Annotated in this window: 15 protein-coding genes and 1 tRNA gene; 5 read left to right on the top strand and 11 right to left on the bottom strand. The window is 48.5% G+C overall.

The genetic code is table 11. The annotated features are described in order from the left end of the window. On the top strand, positions 1 to 296 hold a 296-nt coding region (locus tag ACW9SV_RS09510), incomplete at its 5' end, for a hypothetical protein (protein WP_479556499.1). 317 nt (positions 297 to 613) lie between these two features. Here the strand turns inward: ACW9SV_RS09510 and ACW9SV_RS09505 are convergent. From ACW9SV_RS09505 to rpmH, 5 genes are all read right to left on the bottom strand, one after another. Beyond that, on the bottom strand, positions 614 to 1,138 hold the full coding sequence (locus tag ACW9SV_RS09505; RefSeq protein ID WP_479556498.1) for a DUF2480 family protein: 525 nt from the start codon (positions 1,136 to 1,138) through the stop codon (positions 614 to 616). A 6-nt stretch (positions 1,139 to 1,144) separates the two neighbouring features. Beyond that, entirely contained in the window at positions 1,145 to 1,834 is a 690-nt protein-coding gene (gene tsaB / locus ACW9SV_RS09500) for a tRNA (adenosine(37)-N6)-threonylcarbamoyltransferase complex dimerization subunit type 1 TsaB (protein WP_479556497.1), read from the bottom strand. Between the two features lie 108 nt (positions 1,835 to 1,942). After that, positions 1,943 to 3,604, bottom strand: a complete 1,662-nt coding sequence (locus ACW9SV_RS09495) for a S41 family peptidase (protein ID WP_479556496.1) — start codon at positions 3,602 to 3,604, stop codon at positions 1,943 to 1,945. A gap of 26 nt (positions 3,605 to 3,630) precedes the next feature. Then, positions 3,631 to 4,041: a ribonuclease P protein component gene (gene rnpA / locus ACW9SV_RS09490; RefSeq protein ID WP_479556495.1), complete on the bottom strand. Its 411-nt coding sequence runs from the start codon at positions 4,039 to 4,041 to the stop codon at positions 3,631 to 3,633. 35 nt (positions 4,042 to 4,076) lie between these two features. Then, a complete protein-coding gene (gene rpmH, locus ACW9SV_RS09485; protein WP_071885432.1) occupies positions 4,077 to 4,235 on the bottom strand; it encodes a 50S ribosomal protein L34 in 159 nt (52 codons plus the stop codon). 116 nt (positions 4,236 to 4,351) lie between these two features. On the opposite strand from rpmH, the gene ACW9SV_RS09480 reads away from it, so the two are divergent. The 3 genes from ACW9SV_RS09480 (at position 4,352) to ACW9SV_RS09470 (ending at position 7,387) form a co-directional block, all read left to right on the top strand. Next, positions 4,352 to 4,534, top strand: a complete 183-nt coding sequence (locus tag ACW9SV_RS09480; RefSeq protein ID WP_479556494.1) for a hypothetical protein — start codon at positions 4,352 to 4,354, stop codon at positions 4,532 to 4,534. Between the two features lie 93 nt (positions 4,535 to 4,627). Then, positions 4,628 to 6,379 (top strand): M61 family metallopeptidase, encoded by a 1,752-nt coding sequence (locus tag ACW9SV_RS09475; RefSeq protein ID WP_479556493.1) that lies wholly within the window; start codon positions 4,628 to 4,630, stop codon positions 6,377 to 6,379. Between the two features lie 114 nt (positions 6,380 to 6,493). Then, positions 6,494 to 7,387 (top strand): serine hydrolase, encoded by an 894-nt coding sequence (locus ACW9SV_RS09470; RefSeq protein WP_479556492.1) that lies wholly within the window; start codon positions 6,494 to 6,496, stop codon positions 7,385 to 7,387. A gap of 122 nt (positions 7,388 to 7,509) precedes the next feature. Here ACW9SV_RS09470 and ACW9SV_RS09465 read toward each other — a convergent pair whose 3' ends face one another. Next, the gene (locus tag ACW9SV_RS09465) at positions 7,510 to 7,791 is read right to left on the bottom strand and encodes a hypothetical protein (RefSeq protein ID WP_210461896.1); all 282 of its coding nucleotides are present in this window, start codon (positions 7,789 to 7,791) and stop codon (positions 7,510 to 7,512) included. A gap of 67 nt (positions 7,792 to 7,858) precedes the next feature. Next, positions 7,859 to 8,173, bottom strand: a complete 315-nt coding sequence (locus ACW9SV_RS09460) for a hypothetical protein (protein WP_479556491.1) — start codon at positions 8,171 to 8,173, stop codon at positions 7,859 to 7,861. 158 nt (positions 8,174 to 8,331) lie between these two features. Between ACW9SV_RS09460 and ACW9SV_RS09455 the strand changes: the two genes are divergently transcribed. Further along, positions 8,332 to 8,706, top strand: coding sequence for a hypothetical protein (locus ACW9SV_RS09455; protein ID WP_479556490.1), 375 nt, complete (start codon positions 8,332 to 8,334; stop codon positions 8,704 to 8,706). Between the two features lie 121 nt (positions 8,707 to 8,827). Here the strand turns inward: ACW9SV_RS09455 and ACW9SV_RS09450 are convergent, their stop codons facing one another. The 4 genes from ACW9SV_RS09450 to ACW9SV_RS09435 form a co-directional block, all read right to left on the bottom strand. Further along, positions 8,828 to 9,751 (bottom strand): PfkB family carbohydrate kinase, encoded by a 924-nt coding sequence (locus ACW9SV_RS09450; RefSeq protein ID WP_479556489.1) that lies wholly within the window; start codon positions 9,749 to 9,751, stop codon positions 8,828 to 8,830. Between the two features lie 145 nt (positions 9,752 to 9,896). Continuing rightward, positions 9,897 to 9,973, bottom strand: a tRNA-His gene (locus ACW9SV_RS09445). Positions 9,974 to 10,084: 111 nt separating this feature from the next. Further along, entirely contained in the window at positions 10,085 to 10,555 is a 471-nt protein-coding gene (locus ACW9SV_RS09440; RefSeq protein ID WP_479556488.1) for a hypothetical protein, read from the bottom strand. A gap of 231 nt (positions 10,556 to 10,786) precedes the next feature. Next, on the bottom strand, positions 10,787 to 12,127 hold the full coding sequence (locus ACW9SV_RS09435) for a dihydroorotase (protein ID WP_479556487.1): 1,341 nt from the start codon (positions 12,125 to 12,127) through the stop codon (positions 10,787 to 10,789). Positions 12,128 to 12,157: the final 30 nt, after the last annotated feature.

The raw sequence follows: 12,157 nt of genomic DNA, 5'->3' as shown, positions 1-12,157 counted from the left end.
GCCTGAACCTTGCCGTTCAAGCGGGGTGCAAAGGTAAGAAACTTCTTTCTCTCTGCAAGCAATCTTCAAAACTTTTTTTTGTTTTCCTTCAAGCCTGTCGCCTAAAGAAGCCCCTCTCTGGAAGGGAGTGCAAAGGTAAGAAGAAGTTCCTAACCCGCAAGGGATGCGGAAAACTTTTTTCCTCGCCTTTCGTTCCAACTAAGTTCCGTGCCCCCTCCTGCCGAGCGGGCTGCAAAGGTAAGCAAAGTTCCCCTTTCCGCAAGCCGAATCTTCCGCTTTTCCTTGGTTGGCACTAAGCTGGAACCGCAAACCGGTGGCGCTTAGTTCCTTAAGGCGGGAAAGTTTTTTTAAGGAGGGCTTTCCTTGGCTGGCTCCCACCCGGAGCCTCAGGTGTAACCGCTTTTGGACAGCTGAAAGTTCCCGGGGCGGAAGAGGTTTTTCAGTATTCCCTGAGAGCGGCTCCCTGCCGGAGCCTTGGCAAGAACCAAGATCGGGCGCCGGGAAGTTCCCTCTCATTAGCGAATTTCTGATTGGCTTTTGTTAAGGTCGCTCCCTGTTAGAGCCTTGGCAAAAGCTATTACTTGATGCAAGTATTTCCTACTCAGTTGAAGAATTAGGCAGTAGCTACCTTATCCTTTGGCTTTTTGTAGATCGGCACGGTGGAGCATGGCTCACCATACATAATGCTGCTAACCACCGGCAACAACTTCTGCATGATTTCCACATACGCATAGGTGGGCACTGGTATTTGGCCACAACCCTTAATTACTACTTTCGCCTCCTGATACTCCTCTACATTGATCTTAGAGATAGCATCTTGCAGCAAGGCCTGCTCTAATGACTCTAAATCTCCAAACACATAGCGGTTTACATAAGGCTGAAGCTTACTCGCTAGTAGCATATAAGCCCAAGTGGGAACAATAGCATCGGTAGAACAGATGATGGCTACGTTCTTGCCCGCGTACTGAGACCAGTCGTTATCCTTTACAAAGGCACGGAAATCTTTTTCACGCAGCATTAGCCCCATGAAGAGGTTATCTTTTATATCGTAGACAACTCTTTCTCCGGGGTGCAGGTATTCTTCCAGGTTTAAAGTAATGAGGCCGCTGTTGGCAACTCGGTTTACAAACTCTTCCATGTTCCTTTATTTCCCTGAGGGTTTGGTGATATACACTTCTTTTAAATAAAAGGGCTCATAATAAGCCACATCTTCAAATTGCTTTGCCTGCAGTTTTAGCCAGGCTAACTCACCAATGGCTTTGGCTGTAGGTTTAACATTCTCCAGGTAAAAAGCGTTCGAGTGAGACGCCAGAAGTTCTTTGGCTTTGGCTGCTCCGCTCCCGAAAAAGATGATGGGCTGCTTTTCTAAATAAGCAGCAAAACTAGAGGCCTCTAAAATCATTGGTTCTACCGGCAGTTGCACCTCCAGTGTGTGGGTCAACAAACAAGTAAACACTTCTGCGCGTCGAGCATCTATCATTGGGCAGTACAGGTACCGCTCAGAGGCAGGCGTGACGGAGATGATTTGCTGCGCCATCGCCTCCAACGTGCTGACCGAGATTAGAGGTTTATCTAAAGAAAAGCACAACCCTTTAGCTGTACCTGAACCAATGCGCAAACCTGTATAAGAACCAGGCCCTCCAGAAACCGCCACCGCCTCTACCTGCTTTAGCGACACACCTGCATATTCCACCACCTGCTTCACCATCACGGTGATATGCGAGGAGTGGGATTTTTCCATCTGCAGCTCAGCGTAAGAAAGCAGCTGCTGGTTTTGATGTAGCGCCACTGAACAAACAGAGGTGGAGGTTTCTAAAGATAAAATGTAGGCCATGTAGTAGAAGGCTATGCAGCAATTATTCTGCAAAGCTACGCTATTCTAAAAGATAAGGGCAACCATACTCTGGTTGCCCTTACTATACTATATACTATAGTGCTAACGCTATTTCTTGGTACTGGTAGTTAGCAAGGTCTGGTACCTGGAAAGATTACTCAGGACTTCCACCGCTGCTACTATATTCTTGTCATCGTTAAAGGTAGACTCTACCAGTCCTTTCTGCAGGTAATAACGAGAAACAATTTCCTGTTCCAACAACTCTACAATTTCTGGCTTGAACCGAATCAAGTCGTTCCCTTTATTGGTAGCTACCTTTTTCTTGATCTGCTCAATATCTGATTTCACTTCATCGTAGTGTTTGTCTTCTTTGGCCTTCTTGATCATGTCATCCAGGGCTTTCTCCACGTCGGTAGAGTAAGAGATGTCTTTCCCGTTCAGGTAAGCCATGAATTTTTGGTACTCTGCATCTGATAGCCGGAAGTCTTTAGCCGAGGTGATCGTTGGGTTAGCGGCTCTGAACCTGGTGGCGTAATCAAAGATGTAGTTTTTAGATACCAACTTGCGGATGATGTCCGGCACAGGCTGTTCCTTCACCTCAATATCTGGGCTAATCCCCCCACCGTCATACACCACGCGCCCGCTAGCCGTCTTGAATGCTACACGAAGGGAATCTGGAGTTTTATGCAATGAGCCGTCTGCATCACGGTGAGCGTAATCAATGGCTTGAATACAGCGGCCGCTTGGTATGTAATATTTAGCGGTAGTTACCTTTAACTGGGAGTTATAGGAAAGCGGACGCGTCATCTGCACCAATCCTTTCCCGAAGGTTCTTTCCCCCACCAGAACGGCGCGGTCATAATCCTGCAAAGCACCAGCTACGATCTCGGCGGCCGAAGCACTATTGCTACTGGTCAACACCACTAAAGGCATCTGCACATCCAGAGGCTCGTCTAAGGCCTTGTACATCTTGTTCCAGTCGGCCACTTTACTTTTAGTGCTGACAATGTCTTTCCCGCGCGGCAAGAACAGGTTGGAGATGTTAACAGACTCATTTAACAAACCACCTGGGTTATCCCGCAAATCCAGGATTACTTTTTTGGCGCCTTGCTCCTTCAATTTAGTTACCGCGTTGCGTACCTCACGACCCGCATCTACGGTAAACCCAGTAAGCTGCAAATAACCGATCTCGGGGGTGACCATGCCATAGTAAGGCACGTTGTTGATCTGGATGTTGGCGCGGGTTAAGTCCAGAACCATGGGCTTGTCCACACCGAAACGCTTGATTTCTAACTTAACAATGGTACCCGCCTGCCCTTTGAGCAACTTACTTACTTCGTTGTCTGATTTTTTGGAAAGGTCAACGCCATCAATCTTCAGGATCTCATCGCCAATAATTAGGCCAGCTTTTTGGGCAGGAGATCCTTCGTGCGGCAAAGAAACAATAATGCGACCATCTCTTTTCCCTACCAAAGCTCCAATACCGCCGTACTGCCCGGTGGTCATGGTGCGGAAATCTTCTATGTCGTCCTCCGGAATATAGTTGGTATAGGGATCCAGTGACTTGAGCATGGCATCAATGCCGGTGCGCACCAGTTTAGAGGGAGCCACATCGTCTACGTAGTAGGTGTTTACCTCTTTGAAGAGCGTGGCGAAGATGTCAAGGTTTTTAGCGATATCGAAATAGCGTTCAGAACCATCGCCCGTGAAGGAGAAAAGGCCCCACGCAGTGCCCGCCACCAAAAGGCCGGCAAAAGTTTTCTTCAACATATCAGCAGCAATGAAAATAGGAAAAACTATTTAGTAAGCAAACGCACTAGCCCTGAATTTAGTTTTTTGCTGATAAGATTGAAAGGATTTTTTTCTTTCCCTATATAAAGAATACCAATATACCAAGTGCCGCTCTCTGTAGTTGACCCAGAAATCACGTGTTTGTTGAGGCGATATGCTTCGCGCATCTGCCGTTTGAGTCGGTTACGGTCTACGGCTTTCTTGAAATTCCGCTTAGACACTGACACCAATACCTGAACGGGGAGTTCAGAAGGGCCGGGCACGTGCAGCGCCACAAAACGCAGTGGATAGGAATTAAAAGAAGAACCTTCACGGAAAAGCTGTTCAATCAGCTTTTTGCTCCGTAAACGTTCTTCTTTCAGAAATCTATAAGAAATCGAATGCTCTTCTGCAGAATGTTCAGTGAAGGTACCCATTCGCGAGGCGCCTTGCAGCGAGCTACTCAGAAAAATTAGGCTTTGTGTCTTCTTTCGTCAGAAACAGTCAGTTTATGACGGCCTTTAGCTCTTCTGCTAGCTAATACTCTACGTCCGTTGGCAGTCTCCATTCTAGAGCGGAAACCATGCTTATTTCTTCTTTTGCGTTGCGAAGGTTGGAATGTTCTTTTCATCTTACACTAAACATTATATTAAGGGCTGCAAAATTAGGAAATGAATTCTGATAAATCAAACCCCTTTGCACATTTTAATTTGATTATTTGCATGTTACCTCTCTCTTCTGAAAGCCTTGCTACATCATCTGGCGCAAAGAAAGGCATTTTTCGGCCCATTTTTAAAAAGTAAGCTCAAAGCAGAGAAACCTTTTAAAGGATTAAAAACCAATTCGCACCGTCATAAAAAGGAACTCGGCAGCCCTGCTAACCAAAGTAGAATAACTAAAATTCCGGGGGTATTTGAAAAAACCATCTGATCTCCATTTTTAACCGGTTTTTCTGAAATCAGGCCGAAAACCCTCTACCTTCGTTACAGAATTTAAGACCAATATTCTTATACCTAACACACCGTGCCACACTACCATCTCTCCTCCTTGAACCCCCTCTCCGGCTTTTTGCAAGTCCGGACGTCTATTGAGAATATTACCGCCCCAGAGGTTTACCTGCAACTGCCTGCCTGGCGCCCCGGCCGATACGAACTGCAAAACTTTGCCCAGAAGCTGCAGAGCTTTGAGGTACTCGCACCAGATGGCTCTCCCCTCCCCTTCCGCAAAGTAACGAAAGACCGCTGGCAGGTGATGACGCAGGGGAACGAGGCATTGGAGGTGCGCTACAACTTTTACGCCCGGCAGATGGACGCGGGCGGCTCCTGGGTAGCCGAAGATTTCCTGTACGTAAACCCGGTGAATTGCTTGCTCACCTTAGAAGGTCAGGAGCAGGAAGCCTGTACGCTGGCACTGACTTTACCCAAACATTGGCAGATTGCCTGCGGATTGCCTTCACCTGCCCCTCACACGTTACAAGCCCAAAACTTTGACCATTTAGTAGACTCTCCGTTCATCGCCAGTGCCACTTTGCAGCATGGGGTATATGAAGAGCAGGGCATCCCGTTCCACGTGTGGTTTCAGGGTGATTGCACCCCAGACTGGAAACAGATCATTCCCCATTTCAAAGCTTTCACCAAGGAGCAATTGGCCCTATTCGGGACTTTTCCGGTGAGGGATTACCATTTCCTGAACATCATTCTGCCTTTTACCCATTACCACGGGGTGGAACACCTGAATTCCACCGTGATCACCTTGGGGCCATCAGAGCAGTTGATGACCCCAGCTCTCTACAAAGAACTACTGGGCGTGAGCTGCCATGAGTTGTTTCACACGTGGAACATCAAGCAAATCCGGCCCAAGGAGATGCTACCATATGATTTCACCTGTGAGAACTACTTCAGGACCGGCTACGTGGCCGAGGGCGTCACCACTTACTATGGCGATTACCTGCTGGCCCGCAGTGGCGTGTTCACCGCTGACCAATATTTTCAGGAACTGAACACCGTACTCAAGCGCCACACAGTAGACCAAGGGGAACAGCAACTCTCCGTGGCTGATTCTTCCTTTGACACTTGGTTGGACGGCTACAAGCCCGGTATCCCAGACCGGAAGGTGAGCATTTACCACAAAGGCTGTATTGCGGCCTTGGTACTGGACCTGGAAATTAGAAAAGCTACCCAAAATACCCGTTCTCTGGATGAGGTGCTGCGCCGCATGTGGCAAGAGTTTGGGCAACCGGGCATTGGCTACACCGAAGGAGATTACCAACGACTAGCCGAGGAAGTGGCGGGGGTCTCCCTGGAACGGTATTTCAGGGAAATGATTTTCGGGACGGTTCCTTTTGAGAATTGGCTAGCGCCCGCCCTGGAGTACGTGGGCTGTACCCTGGAGAAAGAACCGGCTGTGCTGCCGTACGAAAGCCTGTATGGCTTCCGATTGAACCCGACCCAAACTTCTTCTTCAGTGGTGGGCTATGTTGCCCCTGGCTCTCCAGCATCAGCGACGCTTTCTGTAGATGACGAATTAATCGCCATCAACGGCCGGAAACTGGAGAACAGCAACCTTGCAAATCTTATCAAAAACAAAGCGGAGATAGAAATCACGTTGTTTCGGCAAAAAGCCTTGAAAACGGTTACGCTTACGCCAAATGGTACGGTTTACCTGCCGCAGTACTGCGTGACAAAGAATCCCAAGGCTAGCCCAGAGCAACAAGCTAATTTCAAACACTGGCTGAAGCAGGACTTCAATGACGCACCAAAAGACCGCAAAGCGTAAAAGACACGTTTCAAGGCCATTTTCAGGAAAACAGCGGTAAATGTCTCCGTTTCCTCCCTGGGGCCCAACTAAGAAGCGGAGACTTATATTCAATTGATGATAAACCCGAAGAAGATGCGTTCTCAAATCTCTGTACTTGCCTTGGCGCTCCTGTTGCTGGGCTGTACCATCTCTAAACAGAAAAAGAACATGCTTCAACTGAGAGAAGAAGTCTTAGCCGAACTGGGCAAACAAAAAGGCACCTTTGCGGTGGCCTTCAAAGACCTGAAAACCGGCGAGGAATTGTTAGTGAACGAGCACGAAAGCTTCCATGCAGCCAGCACCATGAAAACGCCGGTACTTATTGAGGCTTACAAGCAAGCCGAGGAAGGCCGGTTTGCCATCACTGATTCTATCCTGGTGAAAAATGAGTTCAAGAGTATTGTAGACGGTAGCCCTTTCAGCATAGCGCCCGAGGATGACAGCGAGCAGGAACTCTACACGCAACTGGGGCAGAAACGCCCTTTGTCGGAGTTATTGTATAAAATGATCATCCAGAGCAGCAACCTGGCTACCAACATCGTGATTGAGCAGCTGGATGCGAAGAAAGTAACCCAAACCATGCGGGACCTCGGCGCAAAAGACATTCAGGTGCTGCGTGGGGTGGAAGACACCAAGGCGTATCGACAGGGGCTGAACAACACCACTACTGCTTATGACCTGATGGTGCTCTTCCAGAAAATGGCCCAAGGGCAAACCGTGAGTCGGGCTGCCTCACAGGAAATGATTAAAGTACTGCTGGACCAGAAGTTTAAGGATGTGATTCCGGCAAAACTGCCCCAAAACGTGAAAGTGGCCCATAAAACCGGCTGGATTACCGGCGTGCGTCATGACTCCGGCATTGTGTTCCTGCCAGATGGCCGCCAATACGTACTGGTGCTGCTCTCTAAAAGCCTGGAAGATGAAAAAGCCGGTATCACTGCTATGGCTAACGTCTCAGAGATGATCTACCGGCACATGGTGAGATAGTCCTGAGTTCTGGGGTGGGGAAAGTTACTTCTCATAGAACCTGAGACTGATGAAAAGGCAAAAAAAGTGGGGGCTGCTCTTTGAAGAACAGCCCCCACTTTTTTGTTTGTTAGCGGTGTCTCTTATTTACCGCGGTCTACTTGGTTATCGCTTGGGTTGCTGCGCGGACGGTCACCGCCATCGCCGTAAGAGGCATTCACCCCTTCGCGGTTGTTGTTACCGGTTCTGGATACCGCACGCTCGTCCTGAATGGTGGTGCCACCGCTCTTAGAGCTCATGTAGCTACTTTCAGGAGTTTGGGGCGTTTGATCATCCGGGGTCAGGTGGTTTTTGTCAGTGTTATCAATAAAACCGCCTTTTTTGTTATCCTTTTCTCCGCTGTGATTCTTTTTATTGCTGCTCATAAAATCCTCCGTTTGGTTAAGTGATACCTTCCTATACGAGGGCCTTAAGCAAAAGTATATGACTATATCAGCTAAAAGCTAGGACAAGAAGCACCAATAACGTGGGCAAAGACAGGTAAAACCAGAAAAGAACGTGCTTGCGGTAGCTGCGGGGCACCAGCGAACTGGCAAACAGCAAGGCTCCTACCAATAGACCCATGTAGATCAGGATGAAATACATGACCTTGTTCCAGTTGCGCACAATAAAGCCGCCCTGCTCCTCTACTTCCGGAGCCGTGGGAATCAGCCAGGTCACCATGCCGTAGTACACGGCCACTTCCAACGCCAAGAACACCACTGCTCCCAGAAAAATGGCCACCGATGTTTCGCTTTTCTTCCGCATTTTCAATCAGGCAAAAACCAACCTAAACAAATCTTTGCAGAATGTAAGAATTTTTAGCAGTTTTCGATTCCTTTTCACTAAACCAAGCTCTATACACGTTAGGAAAATGGACAGGCAGCGTCTACCTACCGGGAGGTGTGTTACTGCCTTTATGCAGCATGAGGACGAACCAAACAGACACAATTTTACGGGCTGTGCAAGCCACGTTTGAGGGTTTCTTGAAGTACCACGAGTTTAAGCAGATTGCCGAGGACAGTCTTGCCCTGGTACTGCAGACTGGGTATTCCAAGATATTGGTAGACACCAGCAAGATCAAGATCATCCAAAAAGAAAGCCAGGAATGGATAAACCAGGAATGGTTTCCTAAAGCCATCAGCGCAGGCGTTACGCACATGGCCTTTCTCATTCCGCAGGATTTCTTCGGGAAGATGAGCGTGGAATCCACTAACAAACACATGGCCCAGCGCGGCGATATTGAAATCCAGTACTTCACCGATGAGAAATCGGCTAGAAGGTGGTTGAGGTCTAAGTAAAGAGCAACTTGCTCTAAAATAGAAAAGCGACGGGGCTATTGATACAGATCAATAGCCCCGTCGCTTTTAAATATCATACTTGTTTAAGGCCCAACTTCAGGAAAATCGCCTAAAAAAGAGATTAGCTACGCTGTGGCTGGAAATTCACCAGTTTCACAAACTCCAGCACACGCTGCACTACCTCATCAGGCTGCAGGTCCACCAGGCGCTCGGTCCCGAACTGCTCTACGCAGAAGGAAGCCATAGCCGAACCATGGATCACCGCGCGTTTCATATTTTCAAAGCTGATGTCATCAGTAGAGGCCAGGTAGCCAATGAAACCTCCGGCAAACGTATCGCCGGCGCCGGTTGGGTCAAACACTTCCTCCAACGGCAAAGCCGGCGCGAAGAACACTTCTTCTTCGTGGAACAACAGCGCGCCGTGCTCGCCTTTTTTGATGATAAGGTATTTAGGTCCCATGCCCATGATCTTCTTGGCGGCTTTCACCAAAGAGTACTCACCGCTCAGTTGACGGGCTTCCTCGTCGTTGATGCTGAGCACGTCTACCATGCCAATGGTCTGAATCAGGTCATCCAGCGCGATGTCCATCCAGAAGTTCATGGTATCCATCACAATCAGCTTGGGGCGGTTGTTCAGGCGCTCAATCACCTGCCGCTGCACCTGCGGGGCCAGGTTGCCCAGCATCAGGTATTTGCAGTTTTGGTAGCTCTCCGGGATAATCGGGTCAAAGTCGCCCAGCACGTTCAACTCTGTTACCAGCGTCTCGCGGCTGTTCATGTCATTGAAGTAACGTCCCGACCAGAAAAACGACTTCTCATTCTCTTTGATCTGCAGACCGTCTGTGTTGATGCCTTTGCTCTGCATCATTTCAATGTCTGATTTCAGGAAATCGCCCCCTACCACAGACACCAGGTTCACCGGCTGCACAAAGTTGGCCGCTGATAAGGAAATGAAGGTTCCGGCTCCGCCGATGATCTTATCCCGTTTCCCGAACGGAGTTTCCAGCGCATCAAACGCCACCGACCCAATTACTAATAGACTCATGTGTTTTCTTTTACAGTTCTTCAGTTACCGGAAGTAGTTGGCTCTGCGCCGCACCTCCGCTCAAAGTTAAATTTAATTGCTTATGGGCTATTCTCAGGAAAACAGCCCGAAAACAAAAAAAGCCCCTGACGAATCAGGAGCTTTTTGGGGTGGCCGATGGGGTTCGAACCCACGACTTCCAGAATCACAATCTGGTGCTCTAACCAGCTGAACTACGGCCACCGTGTAATTGGATAGCAAAAGTAGTGGGTTAGGGCATTCAACGCAAGTTTCTGCCCTTAATTTTCTTTAGAAATTTCTTTCTCTGTGTATAAAGAGCCACTGAACAATATGTTAAAGAATCTTTCCAACGCTTGAAGGGCATGCTTCTTGGTTACCAATCCAAACATTACCTAGCCTTAAAACAAACATCCTTTCTTGATCAGTCTCCTCTCCAACCAATCTGATGGGCGTATTTGCCTTTACAAGCTTTTGGTAATATCGTTGATATCCATAATAATCATCTTGGCTAAAAAAGTCACCAATTTTTGCATCCAAGAAATCGCTTTCGCGGATAAAACTCACATCGTCTGAAGTAAACCAATTGAAAAGTTTGATTCTCTCTAACTCATTATTAAAAAGCTTGGTTGGAAAGGAAACTTGGGACTGGGCCTTAGGCCACATTCCCTCATAATCGGAAACACTTTCCCCAACTGCCGCAACGACCTGAGAGTCTATAAAATCACGCTCAAAGACCCAAATAGCGAGGTAGAACTCTGCAAAATTAGCCGCCAGTTGTGCTTTCCAAAAATCATGGATATCCAAAAGCTTTGAGAACAACTGTTTCCTATAGCCCGATGGGTATGTTGCATCATAATACAGATTAGACCATGGGTGTATCTTGGCTTTACAGTAATAATAGCCTGTTCTCTTAAGCAGATTCAAGTTGATAAGCTTGTTTGCTTCAAACCAAGCGTCTATGTTTTTCTGCCTCCGCTTCAAGCCTCGGATCTTCCTCGTCCTCAAAAGAATAGTTTTTTAGTCAATGGGTAAACATTACCGGCTAAACAGCACTCTTTCACCACGCTTACTCTCATCAAATTGTCCGTTCTGATAAGCCAAGTGCCCAGACACGATAGTATGCGTCACCACACCTGGCAAGTTCTGGCCTTCTAACGGAGACCAGCCACATTTATAAAAGGTATTCTCTTTAGTCACCGTTTGGCTTTGCTCCAGGTCAACCAATACCAGATCGGCCCAGTAGCCCTCCCGGATGAACCCGCGCTTTTCTACCTGAAAACAGATTGCTGGGGCATGGCACATTTTCTCCACCACCCGCTCCAACGAGATCTTCCCTTGTTTGTAAAACGCCAGCATGACCTGTAGTGAGTGCTGCACCAAAGGCAAACCAGATGGGGCTCCTTTATAGGTAGGAGCCTGTTTTTCTTCCCAGGTATGGGGCGCGTGGTCCGTGGCGATGATGTCTAGTTTGTTGTCCAGCAAGCCCTGGAACAAGGCTTCTTTGTGACGCGCTTCTTTAATAGCGGGGTTACATTTGATCTGGGCACCCAAGGTCTCGTACTGGGCCGCGTCGAACCAAAGATGGTGCACGCAGACCTCGGCGGTAATGCGTTTCTGCTCCAGGGGTACGTCATTGCTGAACAAGGCCAATTCCTCTTCGGTGCTGATGTGCAGGATGTGTAGGCGGGTATTGTGCTTCTTGGCCAACTCTATTGCCATGCTGGACGATTTGTAGCAAGCTTCTACACTTCTGATCACAGGGTGCGCGCTCATAGGAATGTTCTCTTCGCCGTACTCCTCGGTAGCGCGCTGCATGTTTGCTCTGATGGTAGCCTCATCTTCGCAGTGCGTGGCTATGAGCATAGGTGATTTTTTGAAGATTTCCTCCAGCGTCTGCACGTTATCTACCAGCATATTGCCGGTGCTGGAGCCCATGAACAGCTTAATGCCGCAAACGCTGCGCGGGTCGGTCTTCAGGATCTCCTCCAGGTTGTCATTGGTCCCGCCCATGAAGAACGAGTAGTTAGCCAACGACTTTTCCGCCGCGGTGTCATACTTCTGCTTAAGCAGTTCCTGGGTAGTAGCATTGGGTACTGTGTTGGGCATTTCCATGAAGGTGGTCACGCCACCGGCTACAGCCGCTCTGGGCTCAGAATACAGATCGGCTTTGTAGGTAAGGCCGGGATCCCGGAAATGGACCTGGTCGTCAATGATGCCGGGCAGCAGGTACTGGCCTTTGGCGTCAATGACGGTATCGGCGGGAACGTTGAGGTTTTGTTTGATGCTATGGATGTACCCGTCTTTCACCAAGACATCGGCGGTCTGGATCTGGCCTTCGTTCACCAGTTGGGCGTTCTTGATCAGGATGCTGTTCATAGCGCTAAGATAAAGGTGATCTTGATTCCC

The organism is Rufibacter sp. JT20002 (assembly GCF_056491185.1).
Note: the sequence above shows the minus strand (reverse complement) of the source record. Positions and strands in the feature narration are given on the sequence as shown.

Bases quoted from the DNA above. Each gene is read 5' to 3' on its own strand.
- ACW9SV_RS09505 (WP_479556498.1), bottom strand. From the start codon at position 1,138: ATGGAAGAGTTTGTAAACCGAGTTGCCAACAGCGGCCTCATTACTTTA.
- tsaB (WP_479556497.1), bottom strand. From the start codon at position 1,834: ATGGCCTACATTTTATCTTTAGAAACCTCCACCTCTGTTTGTTCAGTG.
- ACW9SV_RS09495 (WP_479556496.1), bottom strand. From the start codon at position 3,604: ATGTTGAAGAAAACTTTTGCCGGCCTTTTGGTGGCGGGCACTGCGTGG.
- rnpA (WP_479556495.1), bottom strand. From the start codon at position 4,041: ATGGGTACCTTCACTGAACATTCTGCAGAAGAGCATTCGATTTCTTAT.
- rpmH (WP_071885432.1), bottom strand. From the start codon at position 4,235: ATGAAAAGAACATTCCAACCTTCGCAACGCAAAAGAAGAAATAAGCAT.
- ACW9SV_RS09470 (WP_479556492.1), top strand. From the start codon at position 6,494: ATGCGTTCTCAAATCTCTGTACTTGCCTTGGCGCTCCTGTTGCTGGGC.
- ACW9SV_RS09465 (WP_210461896.1), bottom strand. From the start codon at position 7,791: ATGAGCAGCAATAAAAAGAATCACAGCGGAGAAAAGGATAACAAAAAA.
- ACW9SV_RS09460 (WP_479556491.1), bottom strand. From the start codon at position 8,173: ATGCGGAAGAAAAGCGAAACATCGGTGGCCATTTTTCTGGGAGCAGTG.
- ACW9SV_RS09455 (WP_479556490.1), top strand. From the start codon at position 8,332: ATGAGGACGAACCAAACAGACACAATTTTACGGGCTGTGCAAGCCACG.
- ACW9SV_RS09450 (WP_479556489.1), bottom strand. From the start codon at position 9,751: ATGAGTCTATTAGTAATTGGGTCGGTGGCGTTTGATGCGCTGGAAACT.
- ACW9SV_RS09435 (WP_479556487.1), bottom strand. From the start codon at position 12,127: ATGAACAGCATCCTGATCAAGAACGCCCAACTGGTGAACGAAGGCCAG.